The sequence below is a fragment of the Aestuariivirga sp. genome (genome assembly GCF_047602625.1).
Classification (GTDB): Bacteria; Pseudomonadota; Alphaproteobacteria; order Rhizobiales; family Aestuariivirgaceae; genus Aestuariivirga.
The window spans coordinates 67315-92768 of sequence record NZ_JASGGV010000001.1 but is presented as its reverse complement, the minus strand read 5'-3'; the positions used below and the strand labels follow the sequence as shown (position 1 = coordinate 92768).

Annotated in this window: 25 protein-coding genes and 1 pseudogene; 10 read left to right on the top strand and 16 right to left on the bottom strand. The window is 62.7% G+C overall.

Annotation, left to right across the window (positions count from 1 at the left end; genetic code table 11):
- Positions 1 to 79 precede the first annotated feature (79 nt).
- A complete protein-coding gene (gene ald, locus QM694_RS00465; RefSeq protein ID WP_415004993.1) occupies positions 80 to 1198 on the top strand; it encodes an alanine dehydrogenase in 1119 nt (372 codons plus the stop codon).
- 60 nt (positions 1199 to 1258) lie between these two features.
- Here the strand turns inward: ald and QM694_RS00460 are convergent, their stop codons facing one another.
- From QM694_RS00460 to mtgA, 4 genes are all read right to left on the bottom strand, one after another.
- Complete coding sequence (locus tag QM694_RS00460; RefSeq protein ID WP_415004992.1) at positions 1259 to 2191, bottom strand: cupin-like domain-containing protein; 933 nt, start codon at positions 2189 to 2191, stop codon at positions 1259 to 1261.
- Positions 2188 to 3288, bottom strand: coding sequence for a GNAT family N-acetyltransferase (locus tag QM694_RS00455; RefSeq protein ID WP_415004991.1), 1101 nt, complete (start codon positions 3286 to 3288; stop codon positions 2188 to 2190). Before QM694_RS00455 ends, QM694_RS00460 begins: the two co-directional genes overlap by 4 nt.
- Before the next feature lie 89 nt (positions 3289 to 3377).
- Positions 3378 to 3563, bottom strand: coding sequence for a 50S ribosomal protein L32 (gene rpmF, locus QM694_RS00450; RefSeq protein WP_415004990.1), 186 nt, complete (start codon positions 3561 to 3563; stop codon positions 3378 to 3380).
- Between the two features lie 71 nt (positions 3564 to 3634).
- The gene (gene mtgA, locus QM694_RS00445; protein ID WP_415004989.1) at positions 3635 to 4405 is read right to left on the bottom strand and encodes a monofunctional biosynthetic peptidoglycan transglycosylase; all 771 of its coding nucleotides are present in this window, start codon (positions 4403 to 4405) and stop codon (positions 3635 to 3637) included.
- Positions 4406 to 4443: 38 nt separating this feature from the next.
- On the opposite strand from mtgA, the gene QM694_RS00440 reads away from it, so the two are divergent.
- A complete protein-coding gene (locus QM694_RS00440) occupies positions 4444 to 5322 on the top strand; it encodes a polyprenyl synthetase family protein (RefSeq protein ID WP_415004988.1) in 879 nt (292 codons plus the stop codon).
- 131 nt (positions 5323 to 5453) lie between these two features.
- Here the strand turns inward: QM694_RS00440 and QM694_RS00435 are convergent, their stop codons facing one another.
- The 6 genes from QM694_RS00435 to QM694_RS00410 form a co-directional block, all read right to left on the bottom strand.
- The gene (locus QM694_RS00435) at positions 5454 to 5879 is read right to left on the bottom strand and encodes a hypothetical protein (RefSeq protein WP_415004987.1); all 426 of its coding nucleotides are present in this window, start codon (positions 5877 to 5879) and stop codon (positions 5454 to 5456) included.
- A 1-nt stretch (position 5880) separates the two neighbouring features.
- Positions 5881 to 7104 (bottom strand): flavodoxin-dependent (E)-4-hydroxy-3-methylbut-2-enyl-diphosphate synthase, encoded by a 1224-nt coding sequence (gene ispG / locus QM694_RS00430; protein WP_415004986.1) that lies wholly within the window; start codon positions 7102 to 7104, stop codon positions 5881 to 5883.
- Between the two features lie 5 nt (positions 7105 to 7109).
- On the bottom strand, positions 7110 to 7910 hold the full coding sequence (locus QM694_RS00425) for a metal ABC transporter permease (RefSeq protein WP_415004985.1): 801 nt from the start codon (positions 7908 to 7910) through the stop codon (positions 7110 to 7112).
- A 2-nt stretch (positions 7911 to 7912) separates the two neighbouring features.
- On the bottom strand, positions 7913 to 8677 hold the full coding sequence (locus QM694_RS00420) for an ATP-binding cassette domain-containing protein (protein ID WP_415004984.1): 765 nt from the start codon (positions 8675 to 8677) through the stop codon (positions 7913 to 7915).
- On the bottom strand, positions 8677 to 9150 hold the full coding sequence (locus QM694_RS00415; protein WP_415004983.1) for a transcriptional repressor: 474 nt from the start codon (positions 9148 to 9150) through the stop codon (positions 8677 to 8679). Before QM694_RS00415 ends, QM694_RS00420 begins: the two co-directional genes overlap by 1 nt.
- 66 nt (positions 9151 to 9216) lie before the next feature.
- The gene (locus QM694_RS00410) at positions 9217 to 9648 is read right to left on the bottom strand and encodes a hypothetical protein (RefSeq protein WP_415004982.1); all 432 of its coding nucleotides are present in this window, start codon (positions 9646 to 9648) and stop codon (positions 9217 to 9219) included.
- Between the two features lie 132 nt (positions 9649 to 9780).
- On the opposite strand from QM694_RS00410, the gene QM694_RS00405 reads away from it, so the two are divergent.
- The gene (locus tag QM694_RS00405; RefSeq protein WP_415004981.1) at positions 9781 to 10062 is read left to right on the top strand and encodes a cupin domain-containing protein; all 282 of its coding nucleotides are present in this window, start codon (positions 9781 to 9783) and stop codon (positions 10060 to 10062) included.
- Between the two features lie 15 nt (positions 10063 to 10077).
- Here the strand turns inward: QM694_RS00405 and QM694_RS00400 are convergent, their stop codons facing one another.
- Positions 10078 to 10734 (bottom strand): glutathione S-transferase family protein, encoded by a 657-nt coding sequence (locus QM694_RS00400; RefSeq protein ID WP_415004980.1) that lies wholly within the window; start codon positions 10732 to 10734, stop codon positions 10078 to 10080.
- A gap of 162 nt (positions 10735 to 10896) precedes the next feature.
- Between QM694_RS00400 and xsc the strand changes: the two genes are divergently transcribed.
- The 3 genes from xsc to QM694_RS00385 are packed head-to-tail and all read left to right on the top strand — an operon-like array spanning position 10897 to position 14502.
- Positions 10897 to 12672, top strand: coding sequence for a sulfoacetaldehyde acetyltransferase (xsc, locus tag QM694_RS00395; protein WP_415004979.1), 1776 nt, complete (start codon positions 10897 to 10899; stop codon positions 12670 to 12672).
- Between the two features lies 1 nt (position 12673).
- A complete protein-coding gene (locus QM694_RS00390; protein ID WP_415004978.1) occupies positions 12674 to 13414 on the top strand; it encodes a sulfite exporter TauE/SafE family protein in 741 nt (246 codons plus the stop codon).
- Positions 13414 to 14502 carry an acetate/propionate family kinase gene (locus tag QM694_RS00385; protein WP_415004977.1) on the top strand — a complete coding sequence of 363 codons (1089 nt, stop codon included), beginning with the start codon at positions 13414 to 13416 and terminating at the stop codon, positions 14500 to 14502. Before QM694_RS00390 ends, QM694_RS00385 begins: the two co-directional genes overlap by 1 nt.
- Here QM694_RS00385 and QM694_RS00380 read toward each other — a convergent pair.
- Positions 14485 to 15182 (bottom strand): annotated as a pseudogene (locus tag QM694_RS00380) (phosphate acyltransferase). The gene QM694_RS00385 and the pseudogene QM694_RS00380 sit on opposite strands and share 18 nt — an antisense overlap.
- Before the next feature lie 239 nt (positions 15183 to 15421).
- Here QM694_RS00380 and QM694_RS00375 point away from each other — a divergent pair.
- The gene (locus QM694_RS00375; RefSeq protein ID WP_415004976.1) at positions 15422 to 16564 is read left to right on the top strand and encodes a citrate/2-methylcitrate synthase; all 1143 of its coding nucleotides are present in this window, start codon (positions 15422 to 15424) and stop codon (positions 16562 to 16564) included.
- A 14-nt stretch (positions 16565 to 16578) separates the two neighbouring features.
- Positions 16579 to 18222 (top strand): thiamine pyrophosphate-dependent enzyme, encoded by a 1644-nt coding sequence (locus QM694_RS00370; protein WP_415004975.1) that lies wholly within the window; start codon positions 16579 to 16581, stop codon positions 18220 to 18222.
- Positions 18223 to 18246: 24 nt separating this feature from the next.
- On the opposite strand, the gene QM694_RS00365 is transcribed toward QM694_RS00370, so the two are convergent.
- Together QM694_RS00365 and QM694_RS00360 are read right to left on the bottom strand one after the other, a co-directional pair.
- On the bottom strand, positions 18247 to 19806 hold the full coding sequence (locus QM694_RS00365; RefSeq protein WP_415004974.1) for a L,D-transpeptidase family protein: 1560 nt from the start codon (positions 19804 to 19806) through the stop codon (positions 18247 to 18249).
- Positions 19807 to 19924: 118 nt separating this feature from the next.
- On the bottom strand, positions 19925 to 21274 hold the full coding sequence (locus QM694_RS00360) for a glutamine synthetase family protein (protein WP_415004973.1): 1350 nt from the start codon (positions 21272 to 21274) through the stop codon (positions 19925 to 19927).
- 86 nt (positions 21275 to 21360) lie between these two features.
- Between QM694_RS00360 and QM694_RS00355 the strand changes: the two genes are divergently transcribed.
- Positions 21361 to 22638 carry an NAD(P)/FAD-dependent oxidoreductase gene (locus tag QM694_RS00355; protein ID WP_415004972.1) on the top strand — a complete coding sequence of 426 codons (1278 nt, stop codon included), beginning with the start codon at positions 21361 to 21363 and terminating at the stop codon, positions 22636 to 22638.
- Positions 22635 to 23756: an NADH:flavin oxidoreductase/NADH oxidase gene (locus QM694_RS00350; RefSeq protein WP_415004971.1), complete on the top strand. Its 1122-nt coding sequence runs from the start codon at positions 22635 to 22637 to the stop codon at positions 23754 to 23756. Before QM694_RS00355 ends, QM694_RS00350 begins: the two co-directional genes overlap by 4 nt.
- A gap of 1 nt (position 23757) precedes the next feature.
- Here the strand turns inward: QM694_RS00350 and QM694_RS00345 are convergent, their stop codons facing one another.
- Complete coding sequence (locus QM694_RS00345) at positions 23758 to 24447, bottom strand: DUF2459 domain-containing protein (RefSeq protein WP_415004970.1); 690 nt, start codon at positions 24445 to 24447, stop codon at positions 23758 to 23760.
- Positions 24448 to 24456: 9 nt separating this feature from the next.
- Positions 24457 to 25452 carry an agmatinase gene (gene speB, locus QM694_RS00340; protein WP_415004969.1) on the bottom strand — a complete coding sequence of 332 codons (996 nt, stop codon included), beginning with the start codon at positions 25450 to 25452 and terminating at the stop codon, positions 24457 to 24459.
- Positions 25453 to 25454 lie beyond the last annotated feature (2 nt).

Sequence of the window (25454 nt, the reverse complement as noted above, 5' to 3'; positions counted from 1 at the left end):
GCACTGCTCCAAGGCTCTCTTCGGCAAATCATTCGAGCGGAAATGCGATACTTTCCGGCGATCCAAGGAGGAAACCAAAATGCTGATCGGCGTGCCAAAGGAAATCAAGAACCATGAATACCGCGTCGGCTTCACGCCCATGTCGGTGCGCGAAGCGGTGCGGCAGGGCCACAAGGTGTGGGTCGAGACCAATGCCGGAGCGGGCATCGGCGCGACGGACGCCGATTACACGCAGGCCGGCGCCACCATCATCCCTACCGCCGCGGAAATCTTCGCCAAATCGGACATGATCGTGAAGGTGAAGGAACCGCAGGCCGCCGAGCGCAAGATGCTGCGTCCCGGCCAGATCCTCTACACCTACCTCCACCTCGCTCCCGATCCGGAACAGACGAAGGATCTCGTCGCCTCGGGCGCCATCTGCATCGCCTATGAAACGGTGACCAACGCCAAAGGCGGCCTGCCGCTGCTCGCCCCCATGTCGCAGGTGGCGGGCCGCATGTCGGTGCAGTCCGGCGCCCATTGCCTCGAGAAGGCGCAGGGCGGCCGTGGCGTGCTCTTGGGCGGCGTTCCCGGCGTTGCGCCAGCGAAGGTCGTGATACTCGGCGGCGGCGTGGTGGGCACCAATGCGGCGGCGATTGCGCTCGGCATGGGCGCCGACGTGACCATTCTCGAAAAGAGCACCGACCGCATGGAAGAACTGGTCGCCCGCTTCGGGACGGAGCTCAAGACCATCTATTCAACGCAAGGCGCTGTCGAGGATGAATGCGCGGGCGCTGATCTCGTCATCGGCGGCGTGCTGATCCCCGGCGCGGCTGCCCCCAAGCTCGTCACCAAGGCGATGCTGAAGGACTGGAAGCCCGGCTCGGTGCTGGTCGATGTCGCCATCGATCAGGGCGGCTGCGCTGAAACCTCCAAGGCCACCACCCATGCCAACCCCACCTATGTGGTGGACGGCGTGATCCATTACTGCGTGGCCAACATGCCGGGCGGCGTGGCCCGCACATCCACCTTCGCGCTCAACAACGTGACGCTGCCCTTCGCCATGGCGATCGCCAGCAAGGGCTGGAAGAAGGCGCTGGCCGATGACCCGCACCTCAAGAACGGCCTCAACGTGGCGGACGGCAAGGTGACCTACCGCGCCGTGGCGCAGGACCTGGGCTACGACTACGTCGCCGCCGACCGCGCACTTGCCGCCTGAACGGCCTCAATCAATGAAAAAGCCCGGCATGGTGCCGGGCTTTTTTGTTTGGGAAGTATCTTAAGCCTCAGCCTTCTTCGCCTTCGCGCCGTAATAGTAATTGGCGTTCCGGCCATAGATCAGGCCGCGCAGGGTGCGGCGCATGGTTTCGGATTTGCGCAGGGGATCGAGCACCATCCGCATCGCGTCATGGGCGAAAACCTTGGCGGCATCGGCTGTGGGTGAAACGCCCGGCGGCTTCTGCGGCAGGCCGTAGCGGCGGAGCGACCCGTTCATCAACCTGATCTTGTTGAGGCGCACGACCTCCGGCGTCTTCCATGTCATCGCCATGGAGATCGAATAGCTCTCGCCCGTGCTGACCCAGTGCGGGATCATGTAGGGCATGTGCAGCGCATCGCCGGGCTTCAGCGCATGCACCGTGGCGCGTTCCTCATACCTGCCCTCATAGTGCTGGTTGCGGTGCTTGGACGGCGAAATCTCCATCGCTTCCTCGCCCACCAGCGTACGGTCTCGATTGTCGAAGGTGCGGACGAATTTGTCGCCGTGAATCTGGATCAGGATGTTTTCTTCGGCGTCAATGTGGAAGGGTGTGGTGGCATTGGCGGATGAGACGAAGATGAAACCCTGCAGGTCGGTATAGTCGACGCGCTTCTTGCCCGCCGCCAGATTGGCCGCTTCAACGAATAACTCGAGAAGTGCCCGGTACTCCTTGTCTTCATTGACGAATTTTATCACCATCCAGGCATTGGCGGTTTCGATGGAGCGGATCACCTCTTCGGCTGGCTGGTCGATCTGCGGGATGTCCTTTTGCTCAGCACCCACCGCCACCTTGCCGGAATTATATTCGATGCGGTCACGCGGCAGCGACTTCGCAAGCTCGACGAGGCGCGGCAATGCGAACAGCGGATGACCGGCCAGCCCGTGCTTCAGCGTGAAAGCCTCTTTCAGGAATTTGGCGCGCGCAATGGCGGGATCGATGGTCACGATGCTCATGAGCGGTGTCTCCGGGTGATTGTGTAGAACAGCGATTTGAGCGCGGCGCGTGAGCGGCGGCGGCTACGCTCGGCTATCACGGTGGCCTTGAACATGAAGGGACTCACGGTTTCGCCCGCGATGATGACATCGGCCATGGGCATGCGGCCGCGCCACAGATGGTTGATCATCGGATGATCGGGAATGGCGCATGAATCGGCCTGCGTGACGCCCTCTTCAAACAGCGCCTCGGTGGCGTCGAGGATCAGCAGCACGCCGGGGGAATATTTGGCCAGCGCCTCGTCATAGGCGATCTTGCCGAGCCAGGCTTGGCCCTGCTCCACCACCGCAAACAGCGAGGCGATGGTGCGGCCATCCAGCGTGATGGACCAGAACCGCAGCTTGCCCGCCGCATGGAGATCGCGGCAGATGGTGCGGAAGGCGGAAGCCATCGCCGGATCGGCCTTGAGCGCCGTGCCGCGTGCGCCTTTCCAGCCAGCACCTTCGAGATCGAGCAGCGCTTCGGCCCATGGGTCTACGTTCTCGTGCCGATGCAGGCTGCGGCTGATCAGCGTGCCCTGCTCCGAGAGCCTCGCGCGGAGGCGGCGGTACTCCTTGCGGCGCTTGCGTTCAAAACCTTCTTCGAACCATTGCGCGAAGCTGCCTTGGGGATAGAGCGCGGCGCGTTCCCAGCGATCCAATATGCTAATGCGCAGGCCAGATTGATCCAGCGCGTCCCAGAACGGGCCGGACGCTGGGATGCCGGTCAGCATCAGGGGCTGGCCGATCCGCCGGGCGATGGCCTGCAGCGCCGCCGGCCCCAGATCGCGATCGATCATCGGCAGGCCGGAATTGGTGAGCGGCGACACGAAGCTCGATAGGACCGGCACCGGCCAGCCCCGGCGCTGAACCGGCAACGCCAGCATAAGCCCTTCTGCCGCCCGGGCGGTTAAAAGCTCGGCCTTTGGGGATATTGTAAAAAGCGGCGGCAGAAATTCCGGCCCGTTCAGCGGCGCGGGCGTAAGGGCGCGGTCGGACAGCGCCTGCCACTCCGCGCGCAAAGCCTCGGGTGCGGTTTCCTGCTTGGTGTCCAGAACCTGCCAGTTGGCGATCAGCATGGAGCCGGATTTGCAAACCGGGTGCCATGGCCCGCCACAAACAAAAACCGGCCCGAACGGGCCGGCTTCAGGGTAAATGAAGCGTTAACTTAAGCTTCGGTCTTGACGTCCATCACCTGGCGGCCGCGATAGGTGCCGGCCTTGAGGTCGATATGGTGGGGGCGGCGAAGTTCGCCCGACTTCTTGTCCTCGACCCAGGTGACGGTGCCGAGCTTGTGGCCGGACCGGCGCATGCCGATGCGGCTCTTGGACATTTTCTTGCGTGGAACGGCCATTTCAAAACTCCATGAAAAAGGGGCGGGGAAAACCGCCCGCGCCCTTCGGTTGGCCGGGCTTATAGCGAAGCTTACCGCCCAAGACAAGTCAGATAGGGGCCCATTCCCGCCATGCGGATCATGATGCGGCTGGCGATGGCCGAAACGCCCCGCGAGGGTTTGCCCGCCTGCCGTTTGATGGGATTGGGCAGCACGGCAGCCAGCAGCGCCGCCTCCCGCCTCGACAGCTTGGTGGCGGATTTCTTGAAATGATGCTGGGCGGCGGCCTCCGCCCCATAGACGCCCGGCGCCCATTCCACGATGTTCAGGTAGATTTCCAGCATCCGGCGCTTCGACCACACCAGATCCATCCACAGCGCCAGCGGGATTTCGAGGCCTTTCCGGATGAACAGCCGCCCGTCCCAGAGAAACAGGTTCTTGGCCGTCTGCATGGGAATGGTGCTGGCGCCCCTCACCGGCGCTTCATCGGCATCCAGCGCATCCTGCACGACGCCGCCGAATTCGATCCAGTCGACCCCATTATGTTCGCAGAACCGGGCATCCTCGGAGGTCACCACCGCCTTGGCGAGCCATGGCGACATCTGGTCGAGGCTCACCCAGGTTTTGACCGTGCCGCTGCCCATCAGGCTGCGCTCGATCATCACATTGGAGACGGGCGGGTTCACGAAAGCATAGACAAGGGTGAGCAGCACCGGCCAGGCGATGAGGGCCAGAACGATCCACAGCCCCCATTTCAGCCAGCGCCGCACGCGCTGGCGCCGCGAATCGGGAAGCCTGTCGATCGGCGGCGCTTCGGCCACCGGCGGGGGAAGGCTCAGGCCTGGTTGTGTTTCCTCGGTCATGGCACTACTGAAAGGCCGATTAGCACAGGAATTTCCGCTTGTCCTTTGAAGACGCACTGGCGCGCGCGGCCCGCGAGACGGACGCGCTCCTCGATCAGCTCCTGCCCGAACGGGGCGCTGCCGCGCCCCGGCTGGTGGCGGCGATGCGCTATGCGGCGCTGGGGCCGGGCAAGCGGCTGAGGCCGTTTCTGGTGGTGGAGTCCGCGGCGCTGTTCGATGTGCCGAGGGCGGAGGCGCTGCGGGTGGGAGCCGCGCTCGAATGCGTGCATTGTTATTCCCTCGTCCATGACGATCTCCCCGCCATGGATGATGACGATTTGCGCCGGGGCCGCCCCACCACCCACAAGGCTTACGATGAAGCGACGGCGATCCTTGCCGGCGATGCCCTTCTCACCTTCGCCTTTGACATTCTGGGGGATGCCGCGACGCATGGCGATCCCGCCGTGCGGATTGCACTCGTGCAGGCGCTGGCCAAAGCCTCCGGCATGGCCGGCATGGCGGGTGGCCAGATGCTCGACATCGCGGCGGAATCACGAGTTAGTACAAGCCTTTCCGAGATAACGCTGATCCAGAATCTCAAGACCGGCGCCCTTTTCAGCTTCGCCTGCGAGGCAGGCGCCATACTGGCGGGAGCAGACCCCAAGCCCCTTCGTCAGTATGCGGATCATATCGGCCTCGCCTTCCAGATCGCCGATGACATTCTCGATGTCGAATCCGATGCCTTGACACTCGGCAAGGCCACGCAAAAGGACGTCACGCGCGGCAAGGCGACCTTTGTTGATCTGCTGGGACTTGACGAAGCCAAGCGCCGTGCGCGGGATTTGGTGCAACAGGCCGAAGCCGCGCTCGGCATCTACGGCGCGCAGGCCGGGGTCTTGAAAGAAGCAGCGCAGTTCATCATCGCACGGAAGGCGTGAACATCATTTCTCCCTCCCCGAGTTTCGGGGTGGGGTGGCGGTGTGCGAGACCGTTCTGCCAACACCCCCACCCGTCTCGCGCTCTCGCGCGATCCACCATCGCCATGCTTTCGCATGGAGAGGGAGAAGGCTTACTTTGCTACACGCGGCAAGTTCTGGTGATCGCTTACGACGGCCTCACCCATCAATTCGAAGTCAAAGCCTGTTGCCTCGAAGGTGATTTCGCCTTGCGGCCAGCCAAGCTCAATCGTCCAGAACTTTGCCATGTAGTGCTCGCGCTTCTCATCCTTGCTGGACATTGAGGAAATACAGAATGGGCCCAATGCAGCCGACACGGTAGAGAAATCGATTGTCATGCGAAGATGGGACACTTCGTGAAACGTGAGAATGGCGGGCGACAGCAAGAACTGAAAATCTCCAGTGTCAGCCTTTCGCCATTCAAGGATATGATCGATGTCAAGGATCAGTTCACCGGTTCCATGCTGGCCTTCGGCGATGCGGAATGCATGAATGTGATTGTCGTGCCAGCCCGCGTCCGGAACCTGATTGGTCGCCACCTTAACTCCACCGCCCCTTCACGTAGTTCTCCACGATCTCCTTGAACTGGCCTGAGATATTTTCGCCCCTGAGCGTCATGGCCTTCCTGCCGTCGATGAAGACGGGTGCTGCGGGAAGTTCGCCGGTGCCGGGGAGCGAGATGCCGATGTCGGCGTGTTTGGATTCGCCGGGGCCGTTGACGATGCAGCCCATCACGGCAAGTTGCAGCGTCTCGAAGCCCGGATAATCGCGCCGCCAGTCGGGAAGGCGGCCGCGCACGTAGCTCTGGATATCCTGCGCCAGCTCCTGAAACACCGTGGAGGTGGTGCGTCCGCAGCCGGGGCAGGCGATCACCATGGGGGCGAAAGCGCGGAGCCCCATGGTCTGCAAAATTTCCTGCGCCACGATCACTTCGCGCGTGCGGTCGCCGCCGGGCTCAGGCGTCAGGGAAATGCGGATGGTGTCGCCGATCCCTTCCTGCAGCAACACGCCCAGCGCGGCGGTGGAGGCGACGATGCCCTTCGATCCCATGCCGGCTTCAGTAAGCCCCAGATGCAGGGCGTGATCACAGCGCGCCGCCAGCAGGCGGTAGACGGCGATCAGATCCTGCACCTCGGAACATTTGGCTGAGATGATGATCTTGTCCCGCCCCAGCCCTAGCTCCTCGGCGCGCGCGGCGGAAAGAAGGCCAGATTGCACCACCGCCTCATGCATCACCTCGCGCACATCCAGCGGTGCGGCAGATTTGGCATTCTGATCCATCAGCTCGGTCAGCAAGGCCTGATCGAGCGAGCCCCAGTTGACGCCGATCCGCACCGGGCGATCGAAGCGCAGCGCCGTTTCGATCATCATCGCGAAGTTGCGGTCTTTCTTGTCCTTGAAGCCGACATTGCCGGGGTTGATGCGATACTTTGCCAGCGCCTCGGCACAGGCCGGATTATCGTTCAGCAACGTGTGGCCATTGTAATGGAAATCACCCACCAGCGGCACGGAAAGCCCCCAACGGTCCAGCTTCTCACGGATATACGGAACGGCCTTGGCCGATTCATCGCGGTCCACGGTGATGCGCACCAGTTCCGATCCTGCGCGCGCCAAGAGGGCCGTCTGCCGCGCCGTTCCTTCGGCATCCGCCGTGTCGGTGTTGGTCATCGACTGCACCACGACAGGGGCGCCGCCCCCTACCGTGACCGCCCCCACCTGGACGGGGACGGACATCCGCCTGCTGCCGATTGCCGAATAGCTCATGCCAGCTAATTGGTCTGGGGGCGTGACAAGGTCAAGACAAACAGAAGCCCCGCCGACAGCACGATGGCCGGCCCCGAAATCACGTTCCAGCAGGCCGACGCCAGAAGCCCCATCAGCACCGAGAGGCCGGCGAGCAACGCCGAAACAGCCGCCATGCGTTCCGGTGTTGAGACGAGCCGCCGCGCCGCCGCCGCCGGGATCACCAGAAGGGCCGTGATCAGCAGGAGGCCGACGATCTTCATGGAGATTGCCGTCATCAGCGCGATCAGCAGGATGAATCCCAGTTCTACCCGGCGCACATTCACGCCCTCGGCCTGCGCCAGTTCCTCATGCACGGAAATGGCGATCAGGTCGCGCCACAGGAAGGCCAGCACCGCCAGCACCATCAGCGCCCCGGCCCAGACGATCCATACTTCTTCCGTCGAGACTGTCAGGATGTCGCCGAACAGCAGGTCCATGTGATCGCCCGCCGCGCCTGTCACCAGCGACACGGTGATCAGGCCCATGGCCAGCGCCACATGCGAGAGAATGCCGAGCAGCGTATCGGAGGCCAATTGCCTCTGGCGGCGAAGAATGATCAGCAAGAGCGCCACACCGACAGACGCCGCCACCGCTCCGAGTGTGAGACTTACCCCCAGCATCAGGCCAAGGCCAACACCCAGCAGGCCCGAATGCGCCAGCGTCTCTCCGAAATAGGCCATGCGCCGCCACACGATGAAGCAGCCCACCGGCCCCGCCACCAGCGCCACGCCCAGCCCCGCCAGTATGGCGCGGCGGAAGAAGGGTTCGGAGAGGATGTCAAACATGATCAATGCTTGTGGTCATGGTGATGCGCACAGTGATCGGCGGAATCATGGTCGTGATCGTGATGATGCGTATAGGCGGCGATGACGCGCGCCGCGGCGGGGCCGAACAGCTTGATGAACTCCGGATCCTTCTGCACCGTCGCGGGGCCGCCCTCGCAGCACACATGGCCGTTGAGGCAGACGACATGATCGCTCTCGGCCATCACCATGTGCAGATCGTGGCTCACCATCAGGATGCCGCAGCCATGGCGCTTGCGGATCGAACCGATCAGTTCATAAAGCTTCGTCTCGCCCATGAAATCGACGGCCTGCACCGCCTCGTCCAGCACCAGAAGTTCGGGTTTCCGCAGAAGGGCTCGCGCCAATAGCGCGCGCTGCAATTCACCACCCGACAGCGATACGACCGAGGCGCGCTTCAGATGCGGGATACCCGTCTCCTGCAAGGCCTCATCAATCTCGGCATCGCCGGCCTTGAGCGTGAGCGTTAGGAGGCGGCGCACGTCCAACGGCACATTGGCGGTGAGCGGAAAACGCTGCGGCACATAGCCAATGCGCAGCCTGTCATGCCGCACGATCTCACCGGAGGTGAGCGGTTGCAGGCCCAGCATTACGCGCACCAGCGTGGACTTGCCAGCGCCATTGGGGCCGATCACCGTGACGATCTCGCCCGCCCGCACATCGAGGTTCACCTTGTCGAGAATGCTGCGGCCATTGATGACAAGGCTGGCATCGCGGGCGCTGAGCAGCGCGCCGGTGGCTTTCAGCATCAGGCCCTCCCCGCACAGGCGCCGCACTGGCCCGACACTTCCACCATGCTGTGATGGGGCGCGAAGCCCTGCCCCGCCGCCGCATCGGAAATCGCTCCAAAGACGGCAGGCGCATCGAGCTCCGCCACCGTGCCACAGCCCTCGCAAATCAGAAGTGCTGCGGGCTTGCCGTCATGCGGATGCGAGCAGGCAACAAAGGCGTTGCGGCTTTCGATCTTGTGAACGAGCCCATGCGCCTGCAGGAAATCCAGCGCGCGGTAGACGGTGATGGGCGCGGGCCTTGGGCCCTGCGCCGCCATGCGCTCGATCACGTCATAGGCGCCCACGGCCTGATGGCTCTGCGCCACGCAGGAAAGCACGTCGCGCCGCTGTCCGGTGAGCCGCGCCCCCCGCCGCTCGCACGTGCGCTCGGCGCGGGAAATCAGCTCCGCCGTGCATTGGGCATGATTGTGGGAGGGTGCGGGAAACAGCATGCGTTATAATATAACATAACAGGCCCAAAATCCAAGCCCTTCCGCCTGCCGCGATCAAAGATCGCATTAACTCGGAAAGATTCTGGCCAGAGGAATGTACACGCACCAGAAAACGGCCACTGAGATACCGAGCGATAGGAGATCAACCAGCGCGTTCACGACATAGACGCGCGGATTAAGCCGTTTCGCGCGCGGATCGCTTGGGGACTTGGCAAGAAAACGCTTTCTCAAAAAATAGTCTCTGCTTCCGCGCCTCAGTTCATACATCGGATAAACAATTGCAGGCATGAAGCTTGCGATCATCCACTCTTCCAAGCTGTCTATATTCCAAATGATGACAATGGTCCATATCGAGAAAATAACGTACGAGGCAGTCACCACCACGCGGCTTAACCGTCCGTCGTATTCCCGGCTTGCTTCCTGAATTGGATTCCATGCCCTGTATGACCGCTCCAGAAGCTCAGCCCATGGCATATCCTTTCGGAAGATCAGGCTCACCAATGCGTAACCTGCAAGCACACACAGCACTTGAGCAATGATCGCTGGGCCTATCGCTATTGACGCGCGCATCGATTTTCGTGTCTTTCCAAACGGTGTATGAATTCCAACCGATGGAGCTTGATACCAATCATGTCTGGCAGCGCCAAGGCCACCGTGTTTATCGACAATGAGCGGGTGATCGTCACCGAATACCGCTTCCAGCCCGGCCAGAACACCGGCTGGCACCGCCACGGCCATGATTATGTCGTGGTGCCGCTCATGGACGGCAAGGTGAAGCTCGAAACCTCATCCGGCACCAGCTTCGCCGAGATGAAGAAGGGCGCGCCTTACTTCCGCAAGGCGGGCGTCGAGCATGACGTGATCAACGCCAATGACGGCGAATACGCATTTATCGAGATCGAGCTGAAATAGCGCTGCCAGCGCGCCTCAATCCCGGTCCGGCGCGCCCAAGGGGAACAGCGGGCGAAATGGGCGGGCGTCTTCCACGGCGCGCTTGACAGAGGGCCGCGCGAGCAGACGGGCGCGATAGGCCCGGAGCGCCGTGAGATTTTCCGGGATTTGATGCACCCAGTCCGCGTAGAAAAGCGCCGGAGCCGCAGCGCAATCGGCCATGGAGAAATCGGCACCCGTGGCCCATGTGCGGCCCGCCAGTTGCGCATCGAGCCAGGGATAGACGCGGTTCAGTTTTTCGACGGACAAGGCCAGCCCGTCGCGCCGCTTCGCATCGTCGCCCGTCAAGGCGCCGTCCACCGCATGCTGGGCGGCGTTCATCACATGAAGATCGAACACGCGGTCAAAGAACCGCACATCGAGCGCCGCCATGGGATCGGCGGGCAGCAGCCGCACCGGACCCGGGTGCTTGATCTGCAGATATTCGATGATGATGCTGGTTTCCACAACCGAACGGTCACCATCCAGCAGCAGCGGAAACTTTCGCATCGGCCAGCGCCGCAGCCATTCGGCGGTGTGAGCAGACTCGGGCCAGACCGCCCGGAACTCGAACGCGGTACCATTTTCATAAAGGGCAATCAGCACTTTCTGGGTGTAGGATGAAAACAGATGCCCGTAGACAGCAAGCCCCATGACGATCCCCTGCGCTGTTGAACACTTACCTTGCGGAGAATGCCATGAAACCGCAACCCCGCCGCTGGCTGGCGGCATCCATCGCGCCAATCTGGCGCTGCCATGGGGCCAGATGCTAGCCTAGGAACCAGCATCCACCGATCCCGCGCAAGGAACCGTCCCATGAAAATGACCACTGAAGAAGCCTTCGTCAAAGTGCTGCAGATGCATGGCATTGCGCATGTGTTCGGCATCATCGGGTCAGCCTTCATGCCGATCTCCGACCTGTTCCCCAAGGCTGGAATCAGTTTCTGGGACTGCGCCCATGAAGGCTCGGGCGGCATGATGGCCGATGGCTTCACCCGGGCCTCCGGCAAGATGTCGATGATGATCGCCCAGAACGGGCCCGGCATCACCAATTTCGTGACAGCAGTCAAAACCGCTTACTGGAACCACTCACCGCTTCTGCTCGTGACACCGCAGGCCGCCAACAAGACGATTGGCCAGGGCGGTTTCCAGGAGGTGGAGCAGATGGCCCTGTTCAAGGACATGGTGGGCTATCAGGAAGAGGTGCGCGAGCCCTCGCGCATCGCCGAAGTCCTGAACCGCGTCATCATGAATGCCAAGCGGCTTTCGGCCCCCGCGCAGATCAACGTGCCACGCGACATGTTCACCCAAGTCGTCGATATCGAGCTTCCGGCCATCGTCGAATTCGAGCGCCCGGCGGGCGGCGAGGAGGCGATTGCCGCCGCCGCGAAACTTCTCTCCGACGCCAAGTTCCCGGTGATCCTGAATGGTGCGGGCGTCGTTCTGGCGGGCGCCATTCCCGCCTCCATGAAGCTGGCCGAGCGCCTCGATGCGCCGGTCTGCGTGGGCTACCAGCACAATGACGCCTTTCCGGGTTCTCACCCGCTGTTCGCTGGCCCGCTCGGGTACAACGGCAACAAAGCGGGCATGGAGCTGATCAGCAAGGCCGATGTGGTGCTGTGCCTGGGCACGAGGCTCAACCCCTTCTCGACGCTCCCTGGCTATGGTCTCGACTATTGGCCCAAGACCGCGAAGATCATTCAGGCGGACATCAACCCCAACCGCATCGGCCTCACCAAGAAGGTCGCGGTTGGCATCGTGGGCGATGCCAAGAAGGTTGCCGAAAGCCTGCTCCAGAAACTCTCGGGTTCGGCGGGAGATGCGGGCCGCAAGGAACGCAAGGACCTGATCGCCACCACCAAGTCGCGCTGGGCGCAGCAGCTCTCCTCCATGGATCATGAGGATGATGATCCGGGCACCACATGGAATGCCCGCGCTCGCGATGCGAAGCCCAAATGGATGAGCCCCCGCATGGCGTGGCGCGCCATCCAGGCGGCGCTGCCGAAAGAGGCGATCATCTCCTCCGACATCGGCAACAACTGCGCCATCGGCAATGCCTATCCCACCTTCGAGGCGGGCCGCAAATATCTGGCCCCCGGCCTGTTCGGCCCCTGCGGCTATGGCTTGCCCTCGGTGGTCGGCGCCAAGATCGCCTGCCCCGATGTGCCGGTGGTCGGCTTCTCGGGTGATGGTGCCTTCGGCATTGCCGTCACCGAACTGACCGCCATCGGCCGCAAGGAATGGCCGGCCGTCACGCAGGTCGTGTTCCGGAACTATCAGTGGGGTGCCGAGAAACGCAACTCCACGCTCTGGTATGACGACAATTTCGTCGGCACGGAATTGAACGAGCAGGTCTCCTATGCGGGCATCGCCAAGGCCTGCGCGCTGCAGGGTGTCGTGGCGCGCACCATGGATGAGCTGCGCGATGCGCTGTCGAAGGCCATCGACGACCAGATGAAGCATGGCAAGACCACGCTCATCGAAGCGATGATCAATCAGGAACTGGGCGAGCCCTTCCGCCGCGACGCCATGAAGAAGCCCGTTGAAGTGGCGGGCATCAGCGCCGCCGACATGCGCCCGCAGAAAGTGTGATGTGCCGTTCGGACTCTCTCCACTGGCCGCCTCATGGATGGTTGCGGCCATCCTCGGCGCGGCGCTGGTGCGCGGCTATTCGGGATTCGGCTTCTCGGCGTTGGTGATCGCTGCCTCCGGGCTCGTCACCAATCCGCTGCATTTCGTGGCCGTGGTGATGATCTGCGAAATGGCGATGACGGCGCAGGCCTGGACCGGCATCGGCCATGACGTGGACTGGCGGCGCGTGTGGCTTCTCGTCGGAGGCGCCGTGCTGGGCCTGCCCTTCGGCTTGTGGCTGCTGACCGGCCTTTCCGAGGATGCGGCGCGCGCCGTGATCTCGGGCTTCATCCTTCTCATGTGCGGCGTGCTGCTGGCGGGTTGGAGGATGAATGGAGAAGCGGGCGCGCTTGCCACGCTGGCGGCGGGTGCGGCATCGGGCGTTGCCAATGCGCCGGGCATGGGCGGGCTTCCGGTGGCGGCCTTTTTCGCCGCGCAGCCGATGCGGGCGGCGGTGTTCCGCGCCACGCTGGTGGCCTATTTCCCGCTGCTCGATCTTTACTCCGCCCCGCTCTATTGGTGGCATGGGCTGATCGGCTGGGATACGCTCTACGTTTCGCTGGTGGCGCTGCCGCTTTGTTTTCTGGGAAACTGGCTGGGCAGCCGTCATTTCCTGAAAACCGGGCCGCAGGAGTTCCGCCGCTTTGCGATCCTTCTGCTGGCCGGGCTTGCGGCGCTTGGCCTTTTGCGCGCGGTGGTGTGATGCTTCTGGTCGTCAACGCGGGGTCATCCTCGCTCAAATTCGCGGTGTTCGACGGGCTTGACGCAAAGCTGCGCGGGCAGGTGTCCGGCATCGGCGATGACCCTCAACTCGAGATCGATGGTGAGCCCGCGCGCCCGCTCAAGGCAGTTGCTTCGCATCAGGACGCGATCCGCGCAATCGAGGCATGGCTGAAGACCCGGTCCATGTCCGCCGCTTCCTTCTCCGGCATCGGCCATCGGCTGGTGCACGGCGGTGCGCGATATGTGTCGCCGGTCATTGTCGATGACGCGGTTGAGAAAGACCTGCATGCGCTGGAGCGGCTGGCCCCGCTGCACATGCCGGTGGGCGTGCGCGTGCTGGCCGACATGCGGCAGCTGGCGCCACAGGTTCCGAACATCGCCTGTTTCGATACAGCCTTCCACGCCACGCAGCCGGAACTGGAAACACGCCTCGCCCTGCCGCGCGTGTATTTTGACCAAGGCTACCGGCGCTATGGCTTTCACGGGCTGAGCTATGCCCACATCGTGAAGGCGCTGCCAGAACTGACAGGCAAACCCCTGCCCCGCCGCCTGATCGTCGCCCATCTCGGCATGGGCGCATCGCTCTGCGCCATCAGGGACGGCAAGAGCGTTGCCACCACCATGGGCTATTCCACCGCTGACGGATTGGTGATGGGCACGCGCACCGGCTCAATCGATCCGGGCGTGCTGCTGGGCCTGCTTCGTGACGAGCATCCGAAGGTGAGCGATCTCGAAGACCTGCTCTACAGGAAGAGCGGCATGTTGGGCATCTCCGGCCTCTCCGGCGACATGCGGGCGTTGCTGGCAAGTAGCGCGCCCGAAGCCGGGGAAGCGGTGGAACATTTCTGTTACTCGGCGGCGCGGCACGCGGCATCGCTTCTGCCGCCGCTGGGCGGGCTCGATGCGATGGTGTTCACCGGCGGCATCGGCGAACATGCCGGGCCGGTGCGGGCGCGCATTCTCCATCATCTCGGTTGGCTCGGCCTGCGGCCTGAGCAGGTTCATGTCATCGCGGCCAATGAAGAACTCACCATCGCGCGCGATGTGCTGTCAGTGACGGGCCAATGACATGGCGAGCAGCAGGCATCCCGTATCCACGATATCATCCACCGTGGCGCCACGCGACAGATCCGAAACCGGCTTCGCAAAGCCCTGCAGGATGGGACCGATCGCCTGCGCGCCACCCAGATATTGCGTGAGCTTGTAGGCGATGTTTCCGGCATCGAGATCGGGAAACACCAGCACATTGGCGCGGCCGGCCACCGTGCTTTCGCCTTTCACCTTGCGCGCCGCGACGGCGGGCGACAGCGCCGCATCGCCCTGCAATTCACCCTCGACCAGAAGATCCGGCGCTTTCGCCCGCGCCAGCCGTACTGCCTCGATCACCTTTTCCGTATCGGCATGGACAGCGCTTCCCTTGGTGGAGAAAGACAGCATCGCCACGCGCGGTTCATCATCCAGAAACCGTGCCGCGCTGGCGGCGGAGGCGATGGCGATATCGGCAAGCTGCTCCGCCGTGGGCTGGGCGTTCACCGCGCAATCGGCGAAGACCAGCCGCCGCTCCGGCCATTGCATGAGAAAAAGCTCGATGGCGTGGCGATGCCCTCCGCGAGGCCAATGGTCAGCAGCGCAGCCTCGATGACCCGTGCGGTCGGGTTGGCCGCCCCCGCCAGCATGGCTGACGCATCGCCCGCCGCCACCGCGGCGCCGCCGCGATACAGGGGCTTGCGCAGCAACCGCGCTGCCATGGCTTCGGTCAGCGAGGCGCGGCGCTCACGCACAATCGTGATGTGCCGCGACTCCGCTTCCGGCACATCATCGGCATCGAACAATATGGGGTCTGCAAGGCCTTCGCCCCACAGGCGCTGCGCCGCTTCAGCAATGCGCGCATCGCCCGCCTCCGGCATCACCAGCCTAAGCCCGCGCCCCTTGATTTTTGCCTTTGCCTCATCGATCACGCTCACAACCGAACTCCGGAATTGAAACCATGGCAGAAGAAGAAAAGATTGAGATACACCGTGGACTGAAGGGCGTCTATTTTGAACGCTCCGCAACCACCTTCATCAACGGCAAGGCCGGCGAACTCCGTTATCGCGGCTATTCCATCCATGATCTGGCCGAGCGCTCCACCTTCGAGGAAACTTCCTTCCTGCTGCTGCATGGCGAACTGCCCACGGCGGCGCAACTTGAGGAATTCGACGCCGGGCTCAAAGCCGCGCGGCATCTCCCTCTCCCCATTCTCGATCTCATCACGGCGCTCAAAGCCTCGCACCCGATGGAGGTGCTGCGCACCGCCGTCTCGGCGCTGGAAACCTTCGAGGATGACGATGCCGGCAGCGCGGTTGACGCGGCGCGCGAGAAAGGCATCCGCCTCACGGCACAGGTGCCGATGATCGTCGCAGCCCATGCGGCGATCCGCCAAGGCAAGCCGGTGCCACAGCCCGATCCGGCACTCTCCCATGCCGCGAACTTCCTCTGGATGATCACCGGCCGGAAACCTTCGGCCCAAGCCGCGCAACTGATGGACCGCGACCTGATCCTGCACGCCGAACACGGCAGCAACGCCTCCTCCTTCGCGGCGCGGGTCGTCATCGGCACCGAAGCGACGCTCCATGCGGCGATGACCGCCGCCATCGCGGCGCTCTCAGGCCCAGCCCATGGCGGTGCGGCCGAGGACGTGATGCGCATGGCGCAGGAGATCGGCGATCCCGCCAATGCCGCGGCTTATGTGAAAGCCAAGCGCGCGGCGGGGGAACCCGTCACCGGCTTCGGCCACCGCGTCTACCGGGCGGAAGACCCGCGCGCCCGCCACATGCGCGACGGCGTGGAGCAGCTTTCGCGCGAGATGGGCGAACCCAAATGGTTCGCCATCCTGCAGGCTGTCGTCGATGCGATGAAGCCCTATGCGCGCTTCGGCGTGAATGTGAACGTCGATTTCTACTCCGGCGTCATCTATTATCTGAACGGCATCGCGCCCGATCTCTTCGTGCCGATCTTCGCGGTCGGCCGCGTGCCGGGCTGGACGGTGCAATGCATGGAACAGCTCCAGAATAACATTCTCATCCGCCCGCTGACCCTCTACGATGGGCCGCTGCCCCGCGATTACATCCCCATCGCCGAGCGCGGATAACCGGAGTTTTCTTCATGCGTGCCGCTGACATCATCGTCAAATCCCTCGAAGCACAGGGCATCACCCGCGTCTATTGCGTGCCGGGCGAAAGCTATCTGGCTCTTCTCGACGCGCTTTATGGCGGTTCCATTGAGGTGGTGATCTGCCGTCATGAGTCGGGCGCGGGCTTTATGGCGGTGGCGGAGGCCAAGATGACGGGAAAGCCCGCTGTCTTCCTGGTGAGCCGCGGGCCCGGCGCGACGAATGGCTCGATTGCCATTCACGTCGCCGAGCAGGACGCGGTGCCGGTCGTCTGCCTCATCGGCCAGGTATCGCGCGAGGAACGTACGCGCGGCGCGTTTCAGGAAGTAGATTACACGCAATTTCTCGGCAGCATGTGCAAGGGCGTGTTCGAGGTGAATGAAGGTGCGAAAATGGCGGAGATCTGCGCCCGTTCCTTTCGCCTCGCTGCCGAAGGCACCCCCGGTCCGGTGGTGATTTCGCTGCCCGAGGACATGCTGAATGATGAGGCCGGCGCCACGGTACCCGCCGCCTATCCGCTGGCCCGCCCGCAGCATTCCCCGCAACAATCCTCGGCCCTGCAGGCGATGATCGACAAGGCGCAGCGTCCCATCGTCGTGGCGGGCGCAGGCTTTCGCGGACCGCGCGGTGCGGCGGCGCTGGCGCTCTTTGCCGAAGCGCAGCGCATTCCCGTGGCGGTGACATGGAAGAACCAGGATATCTTCGACAATGCCTCATTGCTTTATGCCGGGCATTTGGGCTTCGGCAACCCGCCCAAACACCGCGAGGCGCTGGCCAAATCCGATCTCATCATCGCGGCCGGCACACGGCTTGGTGATGTGGCAAGCCTCAACTACACATTCCCCGCCTGCCCCGTGCCCGCGCAACCGCTGGTGCATATCTATCAGGATGGAGGGCCAATTGGCCGCGTGTACCGCACCGATCTGGGGATCATCGCCGATGCCGTGCCGCTGTTCGAGGAACTCTCCGGCAACCCGCGTGTGGTGTCATCGGCGCGCGAGGGATGGATCACCGACATCAACGGATTCATCCGCGGCTTTCAGGAGTTCACCCCCAGCGATCCGCAGGACGGCGTGAATTTCGGCAGCGTGGTTCTTTCCATCGCCGCGCAGGCGCCGAAGGATTCGATCGTCACCACTGATGCCGGCAATATTTCAACCTGGGTACACCGGCACTGGAAAATGTCGCCCGCCAATCTGCAACTGGGCGGCATCGCCGGGGCCATGGGCTTCGGCGTGCCATCGGCGGTGGCCGCCTCGATGATCGCCCCGCAACGCACCGTCCTCACCTTCGTGGGCGATGGCGGCATCCTGATGACCGGGCAGGAACTTGCCACCGCTATCCAGTACGGCGCGAAGCCCAAGATCGTGCTGTCGGATAATGGCATTTACGGCACCATCCGCACCCATCAGGAGCGCGAATATCCCGGCCGCGTCTCGGGCACCGACTTGCACAATCCGGATTTCACCGCCTGGGGCCGATCCTTCGGCGCCCATGCGGTAACAATTTCGCGCGGAGATGATATCGACGCAAAAGTGAAAGAGGCACTGGATCATGACGGCGCGGTGCTGATCCACGTCAAATCCAGCCGCGAAGTCCTCTCCGCCTTCACAACCCTCAGCGCACTGAAGAAATAAGCTCCGCCCTGCGGGCGAAGAATTTCAGCTCGAAGGCTTCCCGTACAGCGCCGCGTAGAGCTTGCGGTCCCGGCCATAGATGTCGGGGCGGAATTCGATGCCGTTCACGCCATCGAAGGCCGTGGCATAAATCAGGTGCACGGGGATATGCTGCGGCAGTGGGATGCGCACGGTGTTCGTCGATGCAAATGCCGCGTCGATTTTTGCCTTGGGCCAGCCCACGATATCGCCGATCACATGATAGGCAAGTTCGATGGGACGCGAGAGGCGGATGCAGCCATGGCTGAAGGCGCGCGTCGTCTGCAGGAACTTGTCCTTGGCCGGCGTGTCATGCAGGTAAATGTTGTGTACATTCGGCAGCATGAACTTCACCTTGCCCAGCGCGTTCTTGGGGCCGGGGCGCTGGCGGAACGTGAAGGGGAAATTGCCCTTGCCATAGGCATTCCAGTCGATCGTGCCCCATGAGGTGAGCTTGCCGTTCATGAACACGTCGAAATCGGTGGCATAGGCAAAGGGATTGGCGCGGAGTTTGGGCAGCATCTCGCCCGTGGCGATGTTATAGGGCACCGTCCAGGTCGGGTTCACTTCCACATATTCAAGCTCGTCAGAAAATTCAGGCGTCGCCGTGGCCACCGCGCCCACCACCACATTCATGCGGGTGATGACGTTCTGGGCCTGAACCTCCTGCAGTTCAAAGGCGGCGAGGTTCACCATGAAATAGTGATCGCCAAGCTGCTCCGGCATCCAGCGCCAGCGCTCCATGTTGAGCATGATCTGGCGCGCGCGGTCGGCAGGCGGGATGTTCAGCGCCATGATGGTCTGCTTGCCGATCAGCCCTTTGGCCTCGAGCCCGTTGCGCAGCTGAAACCGCTTCATGGCGGCTTGCAGATCGTCGTCATAGACGGTTGATGATGTAGCAGCACCCCGGTAATCGCCCGTCATGGCCAGCAATTCCCGGATATCCGGTACACGCGCGTCGCTGCCGCCTGCTGAAATATTTGGCCCCTGTGCTATCGTGGGCCAGCCGCCCGCCTCCGCCATGGCGCGGTAGAGCACCAGCATGTCCTTGAGAGCCTTGTAGTGCGGGTTGCGCGACTCGAAGGCGGCAAGGAATTTCGCCGGATCGCGCTGCTTCTTCAAATCCGTCAGCACGCGGAGCACATCGATTGTCTTCTGGGCGCGGAACAGCCGCGGGTCCACCTTCTGCGGAGTCACCCGGCCAATCTTGAGGTCGGCGGCGTACTGCACGAAAAAGGCGGAGAAATAGAGTTCGGCCAGCGCCGCGTCATGCGCATCACCGCCGGCAATGCCGTCGCGCAGGTCGATCAGCGAGTCGACAGGATAGTCACCCGGATTGAGGCCATCATCCTCGGCATCCTCGAGACGCTGGATGAACGGCGTCATGCGGCCAGTGCCCACCCAGTAGATCGTGCCCTGATCGCGCACGTAATGGGCAATCAGCGCCGGGCGGATGCGCTCCAGCGGCAATGGCAGGCGCTGCGGCGCATTGAGAATATCCGCGATCGCCGCTGCAGTGTCTTCATAGGCCGGTCCCCGCGCCGGGCCTTCGGCGAACGCCTGCATTTCGCACACCAACAAAAGAAGCAGGGAAGCAAACGCCGCCTTGATGAAAGAATGCATGGGATGCACCGCCGGACGCCAATGATTCGCCCGATGATACATCCTCATGCATCTTTCTCCATCACACATTGAGCAGCAGATACTCCCGCTCCCATGAGCTGATGACTTTGCGGAAATGCTGCATCTCCTGAAACTTCACATCGCCATAGGCCTCGACGAATTTCTCGCCCAGCACCTGCTTCAGAGGCTTGGTGTAGTTGAGCTTGTCCAACGCTTCATCAAGGCTGATCGGCAGCGTGTGGGCATAGCGATAAGCAGAACCTTCCACCGGTTCCGACGGCTTGCTGCGCTCGATCATGCCGAGATAGCCGCAGGCGAGAGACGCCGCGAAAGCCAGATAGGGATTTGAATCAGCCCCTGGCACCCGGTTCTCCACTCGCAAATTCGACGGATCGGACGAAGGTACGCGGAGCGACACCGTGCGATTGTCGATCGCCCAATGCACATTGGTCGGCGCATCGGATTCCGGCACCAGGCGGCGATAGGAATTGACGTTCGGCGCCATCAGCGGCAGGCCTGCCGCGAGATAACGCTGCAGCCCGCCGATGTGATTGAGAAACAGCTTGGAGGGCTTGCCGTCGCGCCCCGCAAAAATGTTCCTGCCCGTCTTCGCATCCATCACCGACTGGTGAATGTGCATGGAAGAACCCGGCTCGTTCTCATGCGGCTTCGCCATGAAGGTGGCATACATGTCATGCTTCAGCGCCGCCTGCCGCACCGTGCGCTTGAACAGGAACACCTGGTCGGCGAGGTCCAGCGGATCGCCATGATTGAAGTTGATTTCTAGCTGCGCGGGGCCAGACTCGTGGCTCAGCGTATCGACATCCAGCTCCTGCGCTTCGCAATAATCATAAATGTCTTCCACGATGGGGTCGAAATCATTGGCGGCGTCGATGCCATAGGCCTGCCCGCCCGGTTCCTTGCGGCCTGAACGGCCCACGGCGGCCTCCAGCGGATAATCGGCATCGGGGTTACGCTTGACGAGATAGAATTCAAGCTCGGGCGCCACCACGGGCCGCCAGCCCTTGTCCTTATAAAGCTGCAGCACCCGCTTCAGCACATGGCGCGGTGAAATATCGACGGGTTCATCGTTCAAGTGAAAGGCATCGCAGATCACCTGCGCCGTCGGCTCCTGATACCATGGCACATAGCGGATGGTTTCCACATCGGGCTGCATGTAGATGTCGATGGCGCTGTCGCTCACCGCGCGCGTATCATAGGTGTAGCGGCCATTGATGGTGAGGGTGAAGACCTCTTCCGGAATGCGAAGCCCGCGCGAGCGGTTGCCTTTGAGAAATTTCTTTGGCGGAAGGATCTTGCCGCGCGCCGTGCCCGACATATCGGCCACGAGGCACTCCACCTCGCTGATCTTGTGCTCGCTGATCCATTCCTCAAATCGTGATTGCGACATGACACCCTGGTTGGTTGTTGAACATTCCCACCTTAGCGCGGGCGCTTGACCTTGCAAAAGGGGGGCCGCTAAACCCTTGTCCCATCATGCCGAAATCGATTGACGCCACGTCCTACTACCAGGCCACAGCCACCCCTTTCCCGGCCCACCCGCCCCTTGCGGGGGATGTTTCCACGGATGTGTGCGTGATCGGCGCGGGCTTCACCGGCCTTTCCGCCGCACTGGAACTGGCCAAAGCGGGCTACCGCGTGGTGGTGCTGGAAGCGGAGCGCGTGGGCCATGGCGCATCGGGCCGCAACGGCGGGCAAATCTGCACCGGGTTTTCCTCCGGACAGGCCAAGATCGCCGCACAGCTTGGCAAGGCCGATGCCCGGAAATGCTTCGATCTCGCGCAGGAGTCGAAGCAGCTCATCGTGAACCGCATCACGGATCACAAGATCGATTGCGATCTGCAATGGGGATATTTGCACGCGATCCCCAAACCGCACCAGATGAAGGAGCTCGTGGACTGGAAAGAGGAATACGACGCGCTCGGCTATACCGACACCAGCATCCTCACGAAGCAGGAGTTGGAAGACAAGCTTGGCACCCGCCTCTATCATGGCGCGCTGCGCGAAGGCGGAGCGGGGCATTTTCATCCGCTCAACTATTGTCTGGGCCTCGCCCGCGCGGCAATTGAGGCAGGCGCCGTCATCCATGAAGGCTCGCGCGTCCTGTCGGTCGAGACTGGCTCCACGCCATCCGCCACCACGGCCAAGGGCACTGTGAAAGCCAAATTCATGGTCATCGCGGGCAATGCCTATCTGGGCCGCACGGTGCCCACGCTCTTGGGCAAGGTGATGCCGGTTGGCAGTTACATTATTGCCACCGAACCCTTGGGCGAGAACCGTGCCCGGGCGCTGATCCGCGACAATGAGGCGGTGGCGAACACCAATTTCATCGTCGACTATTTCCGCCTCACCAAGGATACGCGCATGCTGTTTGGCGGCAGGGCCAGCTATTCTACGCTTGAGCCGCCCAACCTTGGCGCATACATGCGCCCGCGCATGACGGCGGTGTTCCCGCAATTGCGCGACGCACAGATCGCCTATGCGTGGGGCGGCTTCATCGCCATCACCGCCAACCGCATTCCGGATTGTGGGCGGTTGTCGCCCACCACATATTACGCCCACGGCTATTCGGGTCAGGGTGTGGCGTTGGCCGGCCTCTATGGAAAGTTGATGGCAGAGGCCATCCGCGGCACCGCCGAGCGTTTCGATCTCCTGGCCCGCATCAAACACCTGCCCTTCCCCGGCGGCCCCATCCGCACCCCCATGCTGGTGGCCGCCATGTTGTATTACAGAGTAAGGGACGCCCTCTCGTGACAACGCCTCTTCTTTTCCAGCCTTTCAAACTCGGCAACATCACGCTCAAGAACCGCGCCGTGGTGGCTCCGATGTGCCAGTATTCAGCGCGGCACGGCTTCGCCAATGACTGGCATCTCGTGCATCTGGGCCGCTTCGCGCTGGGCGGCTTTTCACTGGTGATCGCTGAAGCGACGGGTGTCACGGCGGAAGGCCGCATCTCCTACGCCGATCTCGGGCTCTGGAGCGATGAACAGATCGCCCCCTTGAAGCGCATCACAGAGTTGCTGCACGCCAATGGAAGCCATGCCGGCATCCAGCTTGCTCATGCCGGCCGCAAGGCTTCAACGCCGCTGCCATGGCGCGGCAAATTCGACGAAACGCCTGAAGAGAGGATCTCCCTCGCCTTCGAGGAATGGACGCCCGTAGCGCCCAGCGCCCTTCCTCATTCTCCAGCCTCAAAAATGCCGACAGCCCTCGATGCCCAAGGCATGGCGGCGATCCGCGACGCCTTTGCGGAGGCCGCGCATCGCGCACTGAGAGCCGGATTCGATCTGGTCGAGCTTCACTCGGCGCATGGCTATCTGCTGAACCAGTTTCTCTCTCCGGTCGCCAACCAGCGCACCGATCAGTATGGCGGCAGACTTGAGAATCGCATGCGCTTCCCGCTCGAAGTGGCGGCAGCACTCCGCGAGGCGTGGCCGAAGGACAAGCCGCTCATCGCCCGCGTCTCGATCATCGACTGGATCGACGGCGGCACCACGGTGGAAGACAGCATCGTCTACGCGAAGAAGCTGAAGGCGCTGGGCTATGACCTGATCCATTGCACCAGCGGCGGCTTTGATGGCGCCAAGGTGCAGATCGGCCCCTTGTATCAGGTGCCCTTCGCGGCGGCGATCCGCAAAGGCGCTGACATTCCCACCGCCGCCGTGGGCCTCATCAACACGCCCCAACAGGCCGAGGCCATTCTCGCAAACGGCGAGGCGGATCTTATCGCTCTCGCCCGGCAAGCGCTTGATGACCCCAACTGGCCCGTCCATGCGCAGCGCCACCTGATGCCGGACGGAAATTATTCAGACTGGCCGAAACAGTCCGGCTACGCCGTGCGCGCGAAGGACAAGGTGTTGAACGCGAAATAGGCTATCGGAGATCTGCCAAAGCCTGCTTCTCCATGGGCCAGAGCACGCCAAAGCTGAAGGGCGCAAACCGCGCATGTGGCAAATCCGCCGCCGCAAGGCCGTTCGCCACCCATTGATTGCAGGTGTGAAACGGGCTGTACCGCCCCGCGGCCGCATAAAGGCGGGCGCCCGGCACAATTCCGAGCCGCACAGGCCTGCCATCCGGCGCGCGCTTCAGTGTTGCAAGGATATAGGCGATGAGTTTACCGCGCGCGTCCTTGCTTGCATGCACCGGCTCGCAACCCTCCGCAACGGGGCGCGGCCCGGTGACAGCCACCCGCAACGCCGTCTCATGCCGGCCAGCAATGGCGGCAACGGCTACGGGAGCACTCAGATCGCTCCATTCAGGCACGTCACGGAACAGCACGAGATCGCCCCACCCGAAGGCGATCATTCCATCTGCCGGCATGTTCTCGGGGATTGCGCCGGGAAGCACCTGGTTCCAGTCGATCAGGGGATCATGCAACGGCAACAGCAGATCGGCATGCACAGCGTTTGCGCACACCATGATCTCCGGCTCGCCCGGATCGATGGCTTGCCCGCCTGCCTCTACGAAAAAGAAGGCTGACGCGAGTGCTGCGCCGCCATAGGCGATCACGGTGACGAAAACGCTTCCCACGGTCCAGGTAAAAAACTGCCGGGCACGCGCCATGCCGCTTCCCTACTCTGGAATATCAAATCCTTTTGCTCCCCGCTGCGCGGCGCGGAGGCACAGATATTCCATGATGAGCGAGGCAGCGGCGAGGGAGGTAATTTCGGCGTGGTCGTAGGGCGGGGACACTTCCACGAGATCCATCGCGACGAAGTTCACATCCCCCAGCTTGCGGATGATCGAGGCCGCCTGATGATAGGTGAGGCCGCCGGGGATCGGCGTTCCCGTGCCGGGCGCCACGGAAGGATCGAGGCAGTCGATGTCGAAGGTGAGATAGGCCTTGTTCTTGCCCACCACGCGCTGGATGATCTTCGCTACATCAGCGGCGTTCGAGTCATGCACCTCATCGGCATTAATGATCCGGAAGCCGAAAGTGCGTTCGCCGGTGAACACGGTGCGGATGCCGATCTGCACGGACTTCTTCGGATCGATCAGCCCCTCGCGCACCGCATAGCTGAACATGGTGCCGTGATCGATGCGGCCGCCGTCATCGGGCTCGACATCGCGGTGGGCATCGAAATGAACGAGTGACAAAGGCCCATGGCGCTTCGCATGCGCCTTGAGCAGCGGATAGGTGATGTAATGGTCGCCGCCCAGCGTCACCATTTCGGTGCCGGTAGAGATAATCTCCGTGGCATGGCTTTCCAGCGTCTCGGGGAAATTTTCCTTGCGGCCCCAGTCAAAGAAGCAGTCGCCGTAATCGACCACGGCGAGCGTATCGAAGGGATCGAAATTCCATGGCCAGAACGGGCCCCAGGCATTTTCGGCAGAGGCCTTGCGGATGCCTTCCGGACCCATGCGCGTGCCTGAGCGGTGCGACACCGCCTGGTCGAAGGGAACGCCCGTCACGGCAATGTCCACGCCTTTCAGGTCGCGGCTGTATTTGCGCCGCATGAAGGAGAGCGCGCCCGCATAGGTCGGCTCCCATTGCGTGCCTCTGAGCTCCGCACGACGGAACGCGCCGTCGCCCGGCACGCCATTCATGTTCTTCATTTCAAGCGACATCG

Bases quoted from the DNA above. Each gene is read 5' to 3' on its own strand.
- QM694_RS00375 (WP_415004976.1), top strand. From the start codon at position 15,422: ATGGCAGAAGAAGAAAAGATTGAGATACACCGTGGACTGAAGGGCGTC.
- QM694_RS00355 (WP_415004972.1), top strand. From the start codon at position 21,361: ATGCCGAAATCGATTGACGCCACGTCCTACTACCAGGCCACAGCCACC.
- xsc (WP_415004979.1), top strand. From the start codon at position 10,897: ATGAAAATGACCACTGAAGAAGCCTTCGTCAAAGTGCTGCAGATGCAT.
- QM694_RS00385 (WP_415004977.1), top strand. From the start codon at position 13,414: ATGCTTCTGGTCGTCAACGCGGGGTCATCCTCGCTCAAATTCGCGGTG.
- QM694_RS00365 (WP_415004974.1), bottom strand. From the start codon at position 19,806: ATGCAGGCGTTCGCCGAAGGCCCGGCGCGGGGACCGGCCTATGAAGAC.
- QM694_RS00425 (WP_415004985.1), bottom strand. From the start codon at position 7,910: ATGTTTGACATCCTCTCCGAACCCTTCTTCCGCCGCGCCATACTGGCG.
- QM694_RS00360 (WP_415004973.1), bottom strand. From the start codon at position 21,274: ATGTCGCAATCACGATTTGAGGAATGGATCAGCGAGCACAAGATCAGC.
- rpmF (WP_415004990.1), bottom strand. From the start codon at position 3,563: ATGGCCGTTCCACGCAAGAAAATGTCCAAGAGCCGCATCGGCATGCGC.
- QM694_RS00460 (WP_415004992.1), bottom strand. From the start codon at position 2,191: ATGAGCATCGTGACCATCGATCCCGCCATTGCGCGCGCCAAATTCCTG.
- QM694_RS00455 (WP_415004991.1), bottom strand. From the start codon at position 3,288: ATGCTGATCGCCAACTGGCAGGTTCTGGACACCAAGCAGGAAACCGCA.
- QM694_RS00405 (WP_415004981.1), top strand. From the start codon at position 9,781: ATGTCTGGCAGCGCCAAGGCCACCGTGTTTATCGACAATGAGCGGGTG.
- QM694_RS00400 (WP_415004980.1), bottom strand. From the start codon at position 10,734: ATGGGGCTTGCTGTCTACGGGCATCTGTTTTCATCCTACACCCAGAAA.
- QM694_RS00370 (WP_415004975.1), top strand. From the start codon at position 16,579: ATGCGTGCCGCTGACATCATCGTCAAATCCCTCGAAGCACAGGGCATC.
- ald (WP_415004993.1), top strand. From the start codon at position 80: ATGCTGATCGGCGTGCCAAAGGAAATCAAGAACCATGAATACCGCGTC.
- QM694_RS00420 (WP_415004984.1), bottom strand. From the start codon at position 8,677: ATGCTGAAAGCCACCGGCGCGCTGCTCAGCGCCCGCGATGCCAGCCTT.
- QM694_RS00345 (WP_415004970.1), bottom strand. From the start codon at position 24,447: ATGGCGCGTGCCCGGCAGTTTTTTACCTGGACCGTGGGAAGCGTTTTC.
- QM694_RS00415 (WP_415004983.1), bottom strand. From the start codon at position 9,150: ATGCTGTTTCCCGCACCCTCCCACAATCATGCCCAATGCACGGCGGAG.
- ispG (WP_415004986.1), bottom strand. From the start codon at position 7,104: ATGAGCTATTCGGCAATCGGCAGCAGGCGGATGTCCGTCCCCGTCCAG.
- mtgA (WP_415004989.1), bottom strand. From the start codon at position 4,405: ATGACCGAGGAAACACAACCAGGCCTGAGCCTTCCCCCGCCGGTGGCC.
- speB (WP_415004969.1), bottom strand. From the start codon at position 25,452: ATGTCGCTTGAAATGAAGAACATGAATGGCGTGCCGGGCGACGGCGCG.